This is a genomic window from Anaeromicrobium sp. (genome assembly GCF_025210435.1).
GTDB lineage: Bacteria > Bacillota > Clostridia > Peptostreptococcales > Thermotaleaceae > Anaeromicrobium.
Genome location: NZ_JAOART010000084.1, coordinates 1 through 17,083, shown reverse-complemented (window position 1 = coordinate 17,083; position 17,083 = coordinate 1). Strand labels below are relative to the sequence as shown.

The window sequence follows — 17,083 nt, the reverse complement described above, 5'->3', positions numbered from 1 at the left end:
ATTTGAAATTTATGGGTATTTTAAAAGGAATAAAAGAAAAATAATTGTATAACATTATATTACGAGGGTATGAAAGGGGTATGCTTGTGAATAGTAGAATCTTAATAGAAGAAAGAGAAGAAAAACTATCTAAATATGCAGCTAAATCATACTTGTCAAAGGGAAGACGAAAACCAGAAGAAAAATGTCACATAAGAACCGTATATCAAAGGGACCGGGATAGGATAATACATTCAAAATCCTTTAGAAGGCTAAAGGATAAAACTCAAGTGTTTATAGCACCAGAGAAGGCTTACTATAGGACTAGATTAACCCATACCCTAGAGGTGGCACAAATATCAAGAACTATTGCAAGAGCCTTAAATTTAAATGAAGATTTAACAGAAGCTATAGCCCTTGGTCATGATTTGGGTCATACTCCCTTTGGCCATTGTGGAGAGGTGATTTTAAATGAAATCCATGAAAATGGATTTAAACACAATGAGCAAAGTTTGAGAATAGTAGACTTCCTAGAAAAGGAAGATACATTTGGCTTAAATTTGACCTATGAAGTGAGGGATGGCATATTAAATCATACAGGAGATAAAGAACCTGTTACTTTAGAGGGGCAGATTGTAAAAATCAGTGATAGGATAGCCTATATAAACCATGATATAGATGATGCCATAAGGGGAGGTTTATTAAAAAAATCTCAGCTACCTGGAGATTGTCTTGAAAAATTAGGAAATACCCATAGTTTGAGAATAAATAATATGATACTAGATATAATTAATAATAGTGGAAATAAAGATAGAATACATATAAGCAAGGAAATGAAAATATATATGGATAAACTAAGGGGGTTCATGTTTAAAGAAGTATATTTAAATCATAAAGCTAAGAAGGAAGAGAAAAAGGCTCAAAATATTATAAAAGAACTATATTATTTCTTTGTCAAAAGGCCAGAAAAATTGCCAATAGAAATAGTTCATAGGGGAAAAGACCAGGGGATAGAAGAGGTTGTGAAGGATTATGTGGCAGGTATGACAGATAAATATGCATTAAAAAAATATATGGATATATTTGTTCCTAAAGTGTGGAGAAAATAGTTCTGAAAATTTTGGATTTTATATTTTATATAAATTAAAGAAGGATTAATAAGTTGGGTGTCGAATATTGAAAGATATGGATTAAAGATAATGTAGAAAAAAGGAAATAAATGTAAGATAACAGTTTTTCAAATATATGTAGATTTAGTAAAAATAATATACACAATTATCCTATTAATATAAGTCATGTCACCGAGTGCTTCACAAAAGGAATATGTATAAATATGTTTCTTGGGCCTTTGATATGACTATTATTAGTGAAGGCTAGTATTGGATTTTTAATATTTTCCTAAGGAAAACTTTTTTCAATCCATAAATACAAAAGAAGTTAGAAAGAAAATGGAAATTACTTCTTCGAAGAATTTAAGAAAGAAGTTTCTTAAAAGGAGGGAATATTAACAAATAAGGTGTAGAATAAACAATTTGAGCCCATGTGTTTAGAATATATTTTAAACATAGTCCTAGAGGTGATGAATAAGTAATTCCTAAATGAAGAAGGAAATTTAATCTATTTGGAGAAAATGTACATAAAGGGACTATGTAGGTGATAAAAATGAGTGTAAACGAACATTTAATAGATGAAATTAAAAGTAAAAATAATATTATAGATATAATATCAGCCTATACGCAACTAAAGCAAAATGGAAAGAACTATAAGGGCTTATGTCCATTTCATAATGAAAAGACACCATCTTTTATAGTTTCTGAGGATAAGCAATTGTACCATTGCTTTGGATGTGGCCAAGCTGGAGATGTGATTGAATTCATATCAAAGAAAGAAAATTTGGATTTTATAGATTCATTAAAATTCCTTGGCAATAGGGTTGGTATAAACATAGAAGAAAAGACTTTAAACAAGGAAGAAAAAAAAGCTGTAGAAGAAAAAACAAAAATATATGAAATTAATAGGGAAGCAGCTATTTTTTATTATAAGAATTTACATAAAAGGGGACCAGAGGCTTTAGCATATCTTTCAAAAAAAAGAGGTCTAAGTATGGAGACAATAAAAAAATTTGGATTAGGATATGCCTTAAATAATTGGGATGCTCTTAATAAATATTTATTAAGAAAAGGGTATGATCAATCATTAATATATAAATCTGGTCTAGTTTTACAAAAAAAAGAAAAAAAAGGATTTTATGATAGATTTAGAAACAGAACCATATTTCCAATAATTAATACTACAGGCAAAGTTATTGGCTTTGGAGCTAGGTCCATAGGAAATGAAATGCCTAAATATTTAAATTCACCACAAACGCCTGTATTTAATAAGAGTAACAATTTATTTGGATTAAATGTGGCAAAGAACCAAATAAGCAATGATAAAAGGATAATAGTGGTAGAAGGTTATATGGACGTAATATCCCTATATGAAAAGGGAATTAAAAATGCTGTTGCATCTTTAGGTACGGCACTAACTAAGGGGCAAGGACAGTTATTAAAAAGATATGCAGACAAAACCTATATATGCTATGACTCGGATGTGGCGGGACAAACGGCTACCCTAAGGGGTCTTGACACACTAACTGAAGTGGGATGTGAAGTTAAGGTCATAAGCCTTAAAGGAGCCAAAGATCCAGATGAATTAGTTAAAGAGCATGGCAAAGGGGCTTTTTTAAAGTATGTAGATGATGCTTTAACTTTAGTAGAATATAAAATCAGTTTAGCTAAAGAAAAATATAATATTAAAACTACAGATGGGTCTATTAAGTTTGTTAAAGAGATTACTCCCATACTTAAAAATCTTAAAAGTCCAGTGGAGGTAGATGCATACATTGGCAAAATTTCTTCGGAAACGGGAATTTCTAGAAAGGCTATAAATAAAGAATTTTATGGCAATAATAAAGAGAAAAATCCTGAAAGTTTTAAAAAGTATAGAAGCAAAAAAGATAGGAATAATAATAAATATAATATTATACCTGAAAAACCAATAAAAAAGCAAGGGTATTTTGAAGCTGAAAAAATATTCTTAAAGTTAATCATAGAGAACGAAAACATGTATAGGGAAATAAAAAATAATTTCACTTATGACAAGTTTATAAGTTCTAATATAAAAAATATAGCAAAATCCATATATAGGGCTTATGAAACTAATTCTTTAGATAAGGATGAAATCCTAAAGGAATTGGAAATTGAGGAAATAAGATTATTTCACCAAATAAACAAAATTATTGTTCCAGAGGATAATGCCCATAAGATGTTAATAGATTGTGTAAATACTATAAAAAAACACAGACTCATACTAGAAAAAAATGGCATAGAAAAGGAACTTAAAATCATAGAAAAAAGAGAAAATAAATCTAAGGAAGAGATTGTGAGGATAAGAGAATTATGCATAAATTACGAAAAAATATTGAAGGAACTAAAAAAGATCTAGCGGCCTTTGAAGGGAGGGAATCTTAAAATGAGCAAGAGAATAGATAGTAAAAAATTACTACTAGTTAAAAAATTAGTAGATAAGGGTAAGAAAACTGGAATGCTTACTTATAAGGAAGTTATGAATACTTTAGAAGAAGTTGACATAGATAAGGAACAAATTGAAGAGGTATATGATAACCTATCTTCTATGGGAATCGAAATCGTAGGAGAGAAGGAAACTGTAAAGGAAAAAAAAGAAGAGGAAGAAGAAACTGTTAGTATAGATATCTCTGTCCCTAAGGGGATTAACATAGATGATCCAGTAAGAATGTATTTAAAAGAGATTGGAAAGGTGCCCCTTTTATCTGCCACAGAGGAAATTGAACTTGCAAAGAAAATGGAACTTGGAGATGAATACTCTAAAAAAAGGCTCTGTGAGGCCAACCTTAGATTAGTTGTAAGTATAGCTAAACGTTATGTGGGAAGAGGTATGTTATTCTTAGATTTAATACAAGAAGGTAATCTTGGTCTTATTAAGGCCGTTGAGAAGTTTGACTGGAGAAAGGGATATAAGTTTAGTACATATGCCACTTGGTGGATAAGACAGGCAATAACTAGAGCCATTGCGGACCAAGCTAGAACCATAAGAATTCCTGTACATATGGTTGAAACTATAAATAAATTAATAAGAGTATCTAGGCAATTACTTCAAGAATTAGGAAGAGAGCCTAAGCCAGATGAAATTGCTAAGGAGATGGACCTTCCAGAAGAAAAGGTAAGAGAAATCTTAAAAATAGCTCAAGAACCTGTATCCTTAGAAACTCCAATAGGAGAAGAGGAAGATAGTCATTTAGGAGACTTTATTCCAGATGATGATGCACCAGCACCAGCAGAAGCTGCAGCCTTCTCCATGCTAAAGGAACAATTAATAGAAGTATTAGATACCTTAACTCCAAGGGAGCAAAAGGTACTAAGGTTAAGATTCGGATTAGATGATGGAAGAGCTAGAACCCTAGAGGAAGTAGGGAAAAAGTTTGATGTAACAAGGGAGAGAATACGTCAGATAGAAGCAAAGGCTTTAAGAAAGCTTAGACATCCAAGTAGAAGTAAAAAACTAAAGGATTATTTAGAATAAGGCATATGTAAGCGACTCCATAACGAAGAAAATAATTCAAATAACCAGTGAAATGCCTAATTTATTTTTTGAATATGCCTAAAATAGGGTGTGACAAAAGGTTTTAGACCTTAGTCACACTTTTTTTGTCACATAGAACATCTAAAGAGGAGACCAACGTTGCTTTGAGGAACCATATTCTATATCATGTTTCTTTTCCCTAGGGCTTTCTTTGGGTTTGGTCTCTTCATAAAGTTCCTCAGCTTCTGCTTGCCAATCAGAGGTAGTTCCACCCCATTTAAAATGAACAGAGGATTTAGGGTTGTTACTCTTAGTTTTATCCATATTAAAACCTCCCTATAATTATTTTTAATTAAAATGAGTTAAAATATATTTAAAAATAGAAAATACTATAAAGTACTAAAAAGGAGATATACATGAAATTAACTAAACGATTAGATAAGATAGCAAAATTTGTAAAAGAAGGAGCAAAAATTGCTGATATAGGAACGGATCATGCTTATATACCCGTATATTTGGCAGAGAAAAATATAGTTAGTAGGGCCATCGCTTGTGATGTGAATGAAGGACCACTTAATATAGCTAAAAAAAATATTATGGAAAATGGATTAGAACACAAGATAGAAACAAGAATTGGTAGTGGCTTAAAACCCTTAAAAATGGGGGAAGTAGATACGGCCATAATAGCTGGCATGGGAGGCCTATTAATAAGTACCATATTAGAGGAAAGTATGGAAATTGCCAAGTCTTTAGATAGATTAATCCTACAACCTATGGTAGCCCAAGAAGAATTAAGAATCTGGCTTAATAAAAATGGATTTATCATAGAAAAGGAAGGATTAGTTATAGATGATGGAAAAATGTATGAAGTAATAGTGACAAAGAAGGGTTTTGAGGAGATAGAAGATTCCATATATTATGATGTGGGAAAAAGGTTAATAGAAGATAAGGACCCTTTACTTAAGGAATTTATTACAAATAAAATAGCCAAATATGAAAAATTATTATATAATCTAAGTAAGCAAAAATCCTTTGAAGAAGATGAGAAGTATATAATTCATAAAGAAAAATTAAAAAAGCTTAAAGGGGTGCTAAAATGCCTAGGAAGTTAAAGAAACTAATAAGAAATATAGAAAAGATAGCCCCTAAAAAGTTAGCGGAAAAATGGGACAATGTGGGCCTTTTAGTGGGAGATATTGAGAGTGATATAAATACTGTACTAGTGGCTTTAGAAGCGACTAGTGAAGTTATAGATGAAGCTATAGATAATAATGTGGATATGATAATAACTCATCATCCTCTTATTTTTAATAAATTAAAAGCTGTAGTTAACGACAATCCCATAGGAAGTATGATACATAAACTAATAAAAAATAATATTAGTGTATATGCTATCCATACAAATTTAGATGTGGCCTATGGGGGAACTAATGATTTGTTAGGAGAACTAGTAGGGTTAGAAAATAAAAATGTATTAGTACCTACTATGAAAGAAGATTATTATAAAATAATAGTATATGTACCCACAAGTCATAAAGAAAAGGTTATGGACAGTATGTGTAGCCAAGGAGCAGGCCATATAGGAGAGTATAGCCATTGTACATTCCAAAGTATAGGTAAGGGGACTTTTAAGCCTTCAGAGGAAGCTAACCCCTTTATAGGAGAGAGTAATAAACTAGAGTATGTGGAAGAAACTAAATTAGAGACCATAGTCTCTAAAAATCATTTAAATAAAGTTATAAACAAAATGATTGAGTCTCATCCCTATGAAGAAGTGGCCTATGACATATTTAAATTAGAAAATAATATATTAAAATATGGATTAGGTAGAGTTGGGACTATAAAAGAGTCAACTTTAGAAGAAGTTTGCAAAAATATAAAGGACAAACTTGCCATCGAGTCATTAAAAGTAGTGGGAAATATGGACAGAAAAATAGAGAAGGTTGCCCTATGCACAGGAAGTGGAGCTAGCTTTATTGAAAATGCCCATAGATTAGGTTGTGATCTTTATATAACAGGAGATGTTAAATATCATGATGCACAAAATGCCAAAGAATTAGGTATTTGTGTAATTGATGCTGGTCATTTTGAAACTGAAAATATAGTATGCGATTTAGTTGCCGAGTATTTAACTAAAGAGCTTAATAATAATGTGAAAGTTTTAGTATCTAAATTAAATATTAATCCATTTAAGACTATATAAGAATAGGCATATGCCTATTCTTTTTGTATATATAAAAGGAGGAAATTTCAATGGTGAAATACTTATTTGAGCTTCAAGAAATAGAGATGAATATATTAAAAAAGGAAAGGGAACTAGAAGGAATAGATAAAGCAGAGGAGATAAAAAAATATATAATGGAAGATAAAAAGGTAAGAAAACATATAGAAAAAATTAAATGCCTTAAGAAAAAATATAAAACTGAGTCCAAATTATTAGAGGATCATATAAAAGATATAGAAAAGACAAAAGAGGAAATGAAGAAAAAATTATACGGAGGAGAAATTAAGGACTCCAAGGGATTAGAATTATTAATGGAAAAGGAAAAAAGATTAGAAACAAGTATAGATACTTATACGGAGAGAATGGTAGAAAAAATTGAGAGTCAAGAAAAGGTGGAAATGGAATTAGAAAAGTATGTGAAAAAGGCAAAAGATATGGGGGCTAGGATAAATGAACTATTAAAAGAAAGAAAAAGTAAAAAGGAAATAGTAGAAGAGAATTTACATAACTTAGAAAGGGAAAGGGAAGATATAAAAAGAATCATACCAAAAGGTAATTTAGAATTATATTATACTATAAAGAAGAAAAAAGTTAAGCCAATGGCTTATGCTCATAATCAAATATGTAGTGGATGCCATATGGACTTACCAATAGAAATAATGGAAAAAATCAATAAGGGGAACATGAAATTATGTCCTAATTGTAGAAGGATAGTGGTAATATTAGGACAATAATTAAAAAAAAGGATTTTGACAAAGGCCATATATTATGATAAGATATATCTTGTTCTCAAGAAAAGTGAATAAAGTGAGTAAGTCAGATGATCGCGTGCAGGCATGCCTTGTACGAGGAAAGTCCGAGCTCCATAGGGCAAGGGTGCTGGGTAATACCCAGTCAGGGTGACCTGAAGGATAGTGCAACAGAAATAGACCGCCAGTTTTACTGGTAAGGATGGAAAGGTGAGGTAAGAGCTCACCAGGGGCTAGGTGACTAGTCTGCTATGTAAACCCCACCTGGAGCAAGACCAAGTAGGGACATTTGGTAACGACGGCCCGTCGTGTCCCGTGGTAGGTCGCTTGAGCCTATTGGCAACAATAGGCCTAGATAGATGATTGTCAAATACAGAACTCGGCTTATAGATTTGGTCACTTTAAGATATGAAAACTCAAGGATTAATTTCCTTGAGTTTTTTTTAATATATAGGTAAAATTACATACAAAAGACCAAGATAAAACTTGGTCCTTTAAAGAAATGCTTCATATGGCTGATTTTTTCATTGGAAATTTTATAGTTTTTAGATGGACATTTATGTATATGGAATTGGGTAAAATACCCAATTCTTTTTTTAGCAACCGCCACCATAGCCTCCAAAAAGTCCACAGTTGCAGAATAAGATAACAAGAAGTAAGAAGAAGAATAGTAAGCTGCTATCACATCCATCAAATACGCCACCAACAGGTCCACCAATACACATTATGAAACACCTCCTTTTCTTATTATGTATATGTTACATATTATTAAAGGGCTTTTATCTCTTTCCCTAATACAAGGTATGCAACATGGGGCACATATGTTACATATTAATCTCTTTGTTATAATAAAAGAATTTGTACAAGATTGTAAAATAAGTAAATTTATACATGAGAATGGAAAAGAGCAAGACTTTAGATATCATGAGAGGTTTTACATTTATTTAAAACCCTAAAGATATGTTAAAATTTCAAATATTATGGTAACATATAGTAAAGGGAATAATTAGAAATGAAGGGATATGGATATGGATGATGACGATAAAAGACGTGGCTAAAAGGGCTGGCGTATCCATAGCCACCGTATCAAGGGTAATGAATGGTAATTATCCTGTAAGTGATAAGACTAAGAAAAGGGTTATGGATGCTGTAAGAGAATTAGGTTATAGACCAAATGCTATAGCTAGAAGCCTGAAAGTGAATAGGACTTATATGATAGGTATGGTTGTGCCAGATATATCAAATCCCTACTATATGGAAATAGCTAAAGGGGTAGAGAGTGTAGTTAGTAAACTAGGATATAATTTAATATTTTGTAGTAGTAATGAAAATACTGAACGAGAAATGGATTTATTAAATGCATTAAATGAAAAAAGGGTTGAATATATATTGTTGATCCCAACTATTAATGATTCATACAGAATTAATGGATTAATCAAAAAGGGAATGAAGATTGTTTTAATAGATAGATATTTACCGTATTTAGAGATTAATTCCATAGTTATAGATAATTTTAAAGCAAGTTATAAGCTCATTGAATATGCCATAAAAAGGGGTCATGAAAAAATTGGAATTATAAATGGTCTTATGAGGGTAAGTACTGCAAGGGAAAGATATGAAGCTTTTAGAAAGGCCTTAGAAGACTATCATATTCCCTTTAACCCTAAATATTCTGTATGTGGTGATTTCATAATGGAAAAATCATATAAGGAAGTTAAAAATATGATAATAAAAAATAGAAAGAACTTACCCACAATGATTTTTGCAACTAGTAACAAAATGGCAGAAGGGGCCATAATAGCCATTAAAGAAATGAATCTAAATATACCAAGGGATATATCCTTAGGATCCTTTGGAGAACTTAGTGTACCACAGTTAATACACCCTCAGATAACTACCATAACTCAGGATGCATTTGAAATGGGTAGAGTAGCAGGACAAGTGGTTTCAGATAAAATAGATAATCCTGTTAGTGGATATAAAAATATAGTAATGAATTCTGTAATTAAATTTAAAGGGTCCATAAGATCGTTAAAAAACCTTCTTTAGTTTTTCTAAAGAAGGTTTTTTTGTTAGATAGGTTCTTCCTCAAGGGATTGATCTGAAGCACAAGGTTTACATGGTTTACAATGTCTATTTATATTGTCTGGGAAAAGTTGTGGGAATGAAGAACAAATTGGGTCTCTGTTAGGTTTTAAGCATGGGAAACCAGTTGATAATACACAAAGTTGAACTGGTACAATTATTTTCTTTTCACATGTAACACAGATTGCGATTATTAGGTTAACTTTAATGCATCCTGTACATGGGTCTATTACTATGTCTCTAGTAATGCTGTTAGTAGCTAATCTAGCTTCACACCCTACATTACAAAACTCTGTAAATCTTGGTAAAAATGCTGAGTTAAATACTGATGGCATACATAATTCGAAGAAATTAGTTAGAACAAGAGGATCGCATTCAGTTCCTATTGGAACTTCTCCCCTTAGTGTGGCAGTACATTCACAGTCACAATCATCAGAATATACCACGTCTATTTCTACTAATACCTTACCAGTAATATTTATAACTTGAGTACCGAAAATTGGAGTGCCTTTATATTCGTCGTCACATTCACTAGTGTCTGTATAAAGAATAAACTCAGATCTTCTGCCATCAGGACCTACTACCCTAATAGGACCATGTTCATTTTCAACAAAGGAAGCGCCTGAGACTGTAGTGTTAAGATCTACATTTAAGTTATCAGGATCATTTATGTCATGAGGATTAAATACCTTTTTACATCTTATGTCTAATACTCTAATGATTCTAACATCATCACCTAAATAAGGTTTAAAGTGGTGACCAGCTGCATTTTTAAGTCCTTGTAGATTAAATAGAGTTGCATCATATACTTTTTGAAGATATACAGACTCAGCACAAACTCTCTTTAATGTTCCATCAAACTCGCATCCAGTATGCCCCTCACAACATTTATCTGAAAGTGCAAGAGTTAATGGTGCTGATTTAGTCATATATTGTTACCCCCTTTCTTAATATTCATAAATCTTGTTGTCAATATTATTATATTCTGAATAGAAATTTGTGTTACACATAGGGCGATTTAATGTCATATATTTTAAAAAATTTTAATATTATAATAAAAGGAATATATATTAAGGATGGTGAAGTTATGTCCTTTGTAAATGAGAGAAACATACTCTTAACAGACAAAAAAGGTAATGTTCACAATATTTATTGGGATAAGGCAAACATGTGCTACAGTAAATTTTCAAAGGATAAGGAGCATGAAAATATAATATTAGATGAAAATGTATTATTGGAGTTTGATGGAAACATAGATGAAGAGGATAGATTATATGCCATATACCAAAAAAGAAATAAGGAAATAATATTAGGGAAATGTATTAAGGGTACTTGGTCAAAGGATAGTTTGGGAAATGTAGATGGACTTGACCTATTTAATTTGAATTTATTAATTCATGAAAATCACCTAAATATAATCTATTGTACCTTTGAAAACAAGAAGGATCATAAGTATGGTATATACCACCATTATTATGATGAAGATTGGAAAAGTGTTAAAATAGGTGAGATAACTAGACAAAATATACTTAATCCTTTTAATATTATAAAAAGGGATGAAAAACTAATGTTATTTTTCTATGATATAGATGGAGAATACGAAGAAGTATTTGTACAAGAGTTTGATTTTGAAGAAGAAAAATGGAGTGATAGAAGGAAAATCACAAATGATAAAAGTGCTAAATTATGTTTAGATACTTTAGTAGATGAGGAGAGTCTATATGTTACTTATTCAAAATATGTGGATGATAATTTGATAATTAAATTTGAAAAATACAAACTAGATACTTTTAAAAAAGAAGCAGAAGAATTAGTATCTAATATAGGAACGGCTATGCATCCTACTTTAATATTAGAAGAAGGAAAGCTTTGGAATGTATGGACAGAGTTTGATAAGGTAGTTAGCTCCTACTCTAAGGATAAGGGACTAACTTGGGAAGGTCCCTATGAGTGGAAAGAAACCCATGAGGATAGGTTTTACAGATATGAATATAAGACTAACAGGGGAGATAAGTATACTCTTAATCATGCCTTTGGTAAGGATTATCCATACTTTTCTTTTTTAGGATTTTCTAAGGTAGAGGATGCCTTTAAGGTAAATGTAAAAAAAAAAGATGCAATTATAGATGATAAAGAGGATAGGGAAGAGGATGACGGTACTAAATCCTTTTTAATAGTAAATGATAATAATGTAAAGATTATAGAAGATGAACATGAAGGATATGAAAAGGAGATTTTATTATTAAAGCAGGAAGTAGAGGGACTAAGAAGAAAATTAAAAGAAATGGAATCCCAAGCTTCTAATCCAAGAAATCAAAGAAATCCAAGGAAGAGAAAGGGTATATTTTTTAGATAGGTAAAGTAGTTTCATAGAAATATTAAAAGCTAGGGTGCTAAATCCTAGCTTTTTGGGTCTATTAAAGGTAGGAAAGCATGTAGAATTTTACATATTATGGTATAATTAGCATTAGTTCATTTGAAATAGGGGGGATAAAATGGCATTATTTAAAGAGTCTGATTTACGAGGAATTTATAAAAATAGATATGAACGTGCCATTGTGGAGAAAAAAGCACAGGGAAGATTGAGGAAATTAGAGATGAATTTTTCTGCTGAAACTAAATATGATATTTTCCTTTCTCATAATTCTTCAGATGCAGTGCAAATATTGAACTTGAAAGAAACAATTGAAAAGATGGGATTTTCAGTATATGTCCACTGGACTGATAGTACAAAATTAGATAGAACTGGAATAAATGAGGAAAGGGCACATATATTGAGAGAAAGAATGAAGTCGTGTAAATCCTTAATTTATGCTACTTTTAGTGATAGGGAAAATTCTAAATGGATGCCCTGGGAGTTAGGGTACTTTGATGGCTTAAAAGGAAAAGTTGCTATTTTACCAGTTAGACAAAGTAATGTTAGTAGAAATTTCTATGGGGGGCAAGAATATTTAGGCCTATATAATTATGTTACTAAAGCTGAACCAGCTAGTTCTCAAGAGGAGACCTTATGGGTTCATAGGGGGGCAAATGAATATGTAATATTTAGTGCATGGTTGCATGGAGCAGAACCAGTCGTAAGGTGTTAGTGGGTTGTCTTTAGTATTTAAGATAACAAAGTCTTTGGATAAAAATCCAAGGATTGCTACATCTTGAAATATATCTATTATTCATATAGACTGTTAATATAAGGAAAATTAAAAAACAATGGGTTAGAAAGTGGGGAATAAATTTGAAAAAAATTTTATCAGTAGTATTAGTTTTTATGAGTATGGTTATGTCACCAATAATAAGTAATGCAATGGACTATGAAAATAGTGTAGAGGTAAAATTACATAAGAAGTTAGCAGAGCAAGGTGATGCGGCAGCACAATGTAATATAGGGTATATGTATGCAACGGGCAACGGAGTACAACAAAGTTACGAAGAAGCAGTAAAATGGTATAAGAAATCAGCAGAACAGGGAAATGAAACAGCACAGTATAATCTTGGTTATATGTATGCAAAAGGCCATGGAGTAGAACAAAATTATGAAGAGGCATTAGGGTGGTATGTGAAATTAGCAGACAAAGGGGATCCATGTGCTCAAAATAATCTTGGAGATATGTATTATGAGGGTAATGGAGTAGAGCAAAGTTATGAAAAGGCATTAAAATGGTATAAAAGGGCAGCAGACCAAGGAGATATACTTGCTCAAAACAATCTTGGGGATATGTACTACGAGGGTAATGGAGTAGAGCAAAATTATCAAAAGGCATTAGAATGGTATGAAAAGTCAGCAGACCAAAGTCTTGTAGATGCTAAGGATAAACTGAATATATTGTATGAAAAGGGCTACGGGGAAGAATAATATGGATTACAAAAAGCCCAGGTTATTTACATAATTTCCATATGAGTTTTATAAATAAGAAATAGGAAATGGCCATAAGGCTATCTCCTATTTTTATTTTCCTATAAGTTATAACCATATAATGGGAATAAATCTAATGAAAAAAATTTCAAGCTGAAAAATGGAAGATAAAGAGATATATACTCATTTAATAGAATTTGAAAATATATTATAGAAAATGAAGGAGAAAATATATGGAAATATTAAATAAAAATATAAAAGAAATAAGAGCATACATTCCTAACATTGAAGAGTTACTCAATGAACCTACTGATGATATAAAAATAAGTGAATTAGAAAGTCTTAGTGGTAAAAAGATACCTAAAGATTTTAGAAACCTTTATTTAAAATATAACGGTGAAGGAAATTTGATTTTTGGACTAATGGCAGGCTTTAGGTGGATGAACATAGAGACAGTTATAAGCGAATGGAGATCACTTCAAGAATCGGCCTATGATATTATATCCGATAAAGATGGATTGATTAAGGATGGAAATTTTAAAAAAGGGTGGATACCTTTTGCAGAAGATGGTGGAGGCTCGTTTTTGGTAATGGATTTAGATCCAGGAATAAAAGGGAAATATGGACAAATTATAACGATAGATCATAATTCATCAATTTCTTATGTTATTTCAGAGAATATTCAAATGTTATTTGAATTTATTGTGAAAAGTTTTGAAAGTGGAGATTTGAATATTTGGCAAGATGACAATGAGAAGGTAATAGATTGGAAGCAGCGGCATCTTTTGGATGATGTGATGACTTTAACAGGTACAGCAATAGAGAAAGATTCCTTTTTGGTCAATGGATTTTGGGCAGAATATTTTAAAGATGAAATTGTTAATGGAAGTATTACTACTGAAGCATTAGCAAAAAACAGAATCATATTCATAAAGGGGGATATGGCTAAAAAATTTGGGGCAATATCATTAGATATTTTAAAGCATATGATTAATCTGAAGGAATTGATTATTCATGCTGATTATATAAGTAGCTTTGAACCCATTAAAGAAATATCCTCTCTGACAAAGCTTGTAATTGGTAGTAAATCTTTTAAAGATTCTGATTTAAAATATATAGTTAATCAAGGGAAGTTAAAAGAATTAACCTTTGTAAAACTTAGATTAAGTGATATAAGTATCTTAAAAAATATAAAAACTTTAAAGTATCTAAGGCTATATAAAATAACTAAACTTAATAGGGATTCTATAGGAAATTTGAAAAATTTAACAAAATTGAGTTTGGAAGATATGGAAGTTGGTGATTTATCCTACATTTCAACTCTTAAGAAATTAACAAATTTGGAACTAAGAAAAGTAAGTATACCTAATTTAGAATTTTTACAAGGCTTAGAAAAACTAACAGTATTTGAGACAGATAGAAAGGCAGAGGATGAATCTAGTATAGGAGTTGTTGAAAATATGCAGAGATTAAAAGAACTGATTTATCCAATTGGAGATATGAAAATTTTAAAACATTGTATAAATCTAAAAAGCATTGGAATTGATGCAACAAACCTTAAAAATTTACACTGCATTAGTGGTTCAAACATAACTAGTATAACTATCTTTAATGCAAAATCAGAAGAAAGTGCAGAATCTATAGTATCAGAAGTTGAAAAGAATTGTAAACTTCAATCATATGGTTGGCAACAAACATGGAAATGTTAAATTGCTATTGGAAATATAGGCAGAGAATCAATTAAGAAGGAGGATGTTCTTCAAAAGCTGGTAATTACAATTAACAAGTCGAAATCAGAAATATTGGATTTTTCATTAATTCGACAAACAAGAGATGTTGTTGGAGCTGAAGTTAAGCAAGTTAATGAATTTAGTACATCCTATACACTAGAATTCAATATATTTGAGGAAAATGATGGTGCTGAATTTCAAATATTATATTTAGGTGATCCTCATATTCAATATGAGATAAGTGGTGTTATCGAGGGGGCAAAAAAGATAAAGGTAGTGCACTCAGGATATGAGTATTCTGGTTCTACGGTCACAAAATATATAGGTTTGCGGATTGGTAAATATTACTAAATGAGTACGCAAACACCACCATATATGGATAAAAGTGAAACTGGTTCGTGAAATGAGTTTATGAGCAATGTCAATATGGGAGATGAGTTTCGAAGTTATAAGATTAAGGTATTGAAACTTAAGCAAAAAACAATATCTATATAACTATTATTGGTTTAAAAGGAGAGGAATATGAAATTAAAAAATAATACAATTATAAAAAGAGTGTTAGCCTTTGTATCAGTTTCTATATTAATTATAAAAAGAGTTCTAACCTTTGTAGCAGTTTGTATGTTAGTATTTGGAGGTGTTGGATTTTGTAGTAAGATGGGGAGTGTTTCTAGTTGTCATAAATATTACAAGCAGTATCCTCTCAATGATAAGAATGGAATTGCTGTAGACTCTGAAGGAAATATATATATTGGGGAAGGCGAAACAGAAAGTATCCAAGTGTACGATAGTCTTGGTAATTTTCAATATGGATTTAGTTTCCCTACAGGTGGGGGAGGTTGGTTTGCTTTTGGCATTAAAGAAGATAAAATTAATATAGTCACTGCGCGTACTGATAGCTATTTTATATTTGACAAGGGTGAATTAATTTATTCTGAAAAAGAGATTGGTTATAATCGTTGTGGAGAATTAGAGACAGAGTATCATATGACGGCAGAAAACACATTTTCTACTGGTAGTAAAACCTATGATATTTCATCCCTAAATATTGTAAGTGTCGAGGATAAATCAAATGGAAAAGTTGAAAAAATCCACTTGGATGTTCCTGTTTGGCCTTTTTCAGCTTGGGTGTTTTGGAGGATAGCGGCTATTGGAATGATAATGTTTTTTGTCTTAAATCCTGAGTTCTGTCCTTCGAGGGTTAATAAACATAAAAAGGGAATGATGTGATAGTTAAAATGGAACGTATATAATAGACAATGGAAAAAGAGAGTTTACTTATAAAATGGTACCTTTGTCAAGGACAATCTAAAAAAAGAGACTCTTAAATATATGAGAGAATTAGAATACAAATATGATAATAACATATTAAAAATAGATAGTTCAGATATAACAGTTGAGCAATATTTAAATAATTGGTTTGAAACATATTGTCTAAATAACCTTAAATTAACCACATATACAGGCTATAGACAACACATAGACAATTATATATGCCCTAGGATTGGACATATGAAAATAGTGGACTTAAGGCCTATAGAAGTGCAAACTATGTATTGTGAGTTACTTAAAAATGGTCGTATGAATGGTAAAAAACCACTGAATCCTAAAACAGTGATACAAACTTATAGGATACTTAGGAAGGCATTGAAAAATGCAGTTATGTTGCAGATTATAGAAAAAAATCCGTGTGACTATGTGGAAACTCCTAAGAAAAAGATTTTATGAGTTTTCATAAAGTTTGAGACTGAGTATATCTATACCCTACATTTCTTAGTATAATTTTTCATTAAGTTTGAGACTGATTTCTATAAAGTTTGAGACTAAGTTGTTATTTTGCAAAAAGTTTGAGACTGAGTTTTTT

Annotated in this window: 17 protein-coding genes and 1 other RNA gene; 15 read left to right on the top strand and 3 right to left on the bottom strand. The window is 31.1% G+C overall.

The window, feature by feature from the left end; genetic code table 11:
* Positions 1 to 80 precede the first annotated feature (80 nt).
* The 3 genes from N4A57_RS09970 to rpoD all read left to right on the top strand — a co-directional run bounded on the left by N4A57_RS09970 (position 81) and on the right by rpoD (position 4,581).
* The gene (locus tag N4A57_RS09970; protein ID WP_293657843.1) at positions 81 to 1,088 is read left to right on the top strand and encodes a deoxyguanosinetriphosphate triphosphohydrolase; all 1,008 of its coding nucleotides are present in this window, start codon (positions 81 to 83) and stop codon (positions 1,086 to 1,088) included.
* Between the two features lie 553 nt (positions 1,089 to 1,641).
* Positions 1,642 to 3,465, top strand: a complete 1,824-nt coding sequence (gene dnaG / locus N4A57_RS09965) for a DNA primase (RefSeq protein ID WP_293657842.1) — start codon at positions 1,642 to 1,644, stop codon at positions 3,463 to 3,465.
* 27 nt (positions 3,466 to 3,492) lie between these two features.
* Positions 3,493 to 4,581: an RNA polymerase sigma factor RpoD gene (gene rpoD, locus N4A57_RS09960; RefSeq protein WP_293657841.1), complete on the top strand. Its 1,089-nt coding sequence runs from the start codon at positions 3,493 to 3,495 to the stop codon at positions 4,579 to 4,581.
* Positions 4,582 to 4,722: 141 nt separating this feature from the next.
* On the opposite strand, the gene N4A57_RS09955 is transcribed toward rpoD, so the two are convergent.
* Positions 4,723 to 4,905, bottom strand: a complete 183-nt coding sequence (locus tag N4A57_RS09955; protein WP_293657840.1) for a hypothetical protein — start codon at positions 4,903 to 4,905, stop codon at positions 4,723 to 4,725.
* A 92-nt stretch (positions 4,906 to 4,997) separates the two neighbouring features.
* Here N4A57_RS09955 and N4A57_RS09950 point away from each other — a divergent pair, with 92 nt between their 5' ends.
* The 4 genes from N4A57_RS09950 to rnpB all read left to right on the top strand — a co-directional run bounded on the left by N4A57_RS09950 (position 4,998) and on the right by rnpB (position 7,957).
* Positions 4,998 to 5,693, top strand: coding sequence for a tRNA (adenine(22)-N(1))-methyltransferase (locus tag N4A57_RS09950; protein ID WP_293657839.1), 696 nt, complete (start codon positions 4,998 to 5,000; stop codon positions 5,691 to 5,693).
* Complete coding sequence (locus tag N4A57_RS09945) at positions 5,678 to 6,784, top strand: Nif3-like dinuclear metal center hexameric protein (protein WP_293657838.1); 1,107 nt, start codon at positions 5,678 to 5,680, stop codon at positions 6,782 to 6,784. The genes N4A57_RS09950 and N4A57_RS09945 overlap by 16 nt, the downstream gene beginning before the upstream one ends.
* Positions 6,785 to 6,834: 50 nt before the next feature.
* Positions 6,835 to 7,539, top strand: coding sequence for a zinc ribbon domain-containing protein (locus N4A57_RS09940; RefSeq protein ID WP_293657837.1), 705 nt, complete (start codon positions 6,835 to 6,837; stop codon positions 7,537 to 7,539).
* Between the two features lie 74 nt (positions 7,540 to 7,613).
* Positions 7,614 to 7,957, top strand: an RNA gene (gene rnpB, locus N4A57_RS09935) — RNase P RNA component class A.
* A gap of 57 nt (positions 7,958 to 8,014) precedes the next feature.
* On the opposite strand, the gene N4A57_RS09930 is transcribed toward rnpB, so the two are convergent.
* Complete coding sequence (locus N4A57_RS09930) at positions 8,015 to 8,245, bottom strand: hypothetical protein (RefSeq protein ID WP_293657836.1); 231 nt, start codon at positions 8,243 to 8,245, stop codon at positions 8,015 to 8,017.
* Between the two features lie 341 nt (positions 8,246 to 8,586).
* Here N4A57_RS09930 and N4A57_RS09925 point away from each other — a divergent pair, with 341 nt between their 5' ends.
* On the top strand, positions 8,587 to 9,603 hold the full coding sequence (locus tag N4A57_RS09925) for a LacI family DNA-binding transcriptional regulator (RefSeq protein WP_293657835.1): 1,017 nt from the start codon (positions 8,587 to 8,589) through the stop codon (positions 9,601 to 9,603).
* A gap of 23 nt (positions 9,604 to 9,626) precedes the next feature.
* Here the strand turns inward: N4A57_RS09925 and N4A57_RS09920 are convergent, their stop codons facing one another.
* On the bottom strand, positions 9,627 to 10,568 hold the full coding sequence (locus tag N4A57_RS09920) for a hypothetical protein (RefSeq protein ID WP_293657834.1): 942 nt from the start codon (positions 10,566 to 10,568) through the stop codon (positions 9,627 to 9,629).
* Between the two features lie 158 nt (positions 10,569 to 10,726).
* On the opposite strand from N4A57_RS09920, the gene N4A57_RS09915 reads away from it, so the two are divergent.
* From N4A57_RS09915 to N4A57_RS09885, 7 genes are all read left to right on the top strand, one after another.
* Positions 10,727 to 11,995 (top strand): hypothetical protein, encoded by a 1,269-nt coding sequence (locus N4A57_RS09915; protein WP_293657833.1) that lies wholly within the window; start codon positions 10,727 to 10,729, stop codon positions 11,993 to 11,995.
* Between the two features lie 139 nt (positions 11,996 to 12,134).
* Positions 12,135 to 12,728: a hypothetical protein gene (locus N4A57_RS09910; protein WP_293657832.1), complete on the top strand. Its 594-nt coding sequence runs from the start codon at positions 12,135 to 12,137 to the stop codon at positions 12,726 to 12,728.
* A 143-nt stretch (positions 12,729 to 12,871) separates the two neighbouring features.
* On the top strand, positions 12,872 to 13,489 hold the full coding sequence (locus N4A57_RS09905) for a tetratricopeptide repeat protein (protein ID WP_293657831.1): 618 nt from the start codon (positions 12,872 to 12,874) through the stop codon (positions 13,487 to 13,489).
* A gap of 233 nt (positions 13,490 to 13,722) precedes the next feature.
* Positions 13,723 to 15,198: an SMI1/KNR4 family protein gene (locus tag N4A57_RS09900; protein ID WP_293657830.1), complete on the top strand. Its 1,476-nt coding sequence runs from the start codon at positions 13,723 to 13,725 to the stop codon at positions 15,196 to 15,198.
* A gap of 93 nt (positions 15,199 to 15,291) precedes the next feature.
* Positions 15,292 to 15,570, top strand: coding sequence for a hypothetical protein (locus N4A57_RS09895; protein WP_293657829.1), 279 nt, complete (start codon positions 15,292 to 15,294; stop codon positions 15,568 to 15,570).
* A 171-nt stretch (positions 15,571 to 15,741) separates the two neighbouring features.
* Positions 15,742 to 16,449 carry a hypothetical protein gene (locus tag N4A57_RS09890; protein ID WP_293657828.1) on the top strand — a complete coding sequence of 236 codons (708 nt, stop codon included), beginning with the start codon at positions 15,742 to 15,744 and terminating at the stop codon, positions 16,447 to 16,449.
* A 102-nt stretch (positions 16,450 to 16,551) separates the two neighbouring features.
* Positions 16,552 to 16,947: a phage integrase SAM-like domain-containing protein gene (locus N4A57_RS09885; RefSeq protein WP_293657827.1), complete on the top strand. Its 396-nt coding sequence runs from the start codon at positions 16,552 to 16,554 to the stop codon at positions 16,945 to 16,947.
* Positions 16,948 to 17,083: the final 136 nt, after the last annotated feature.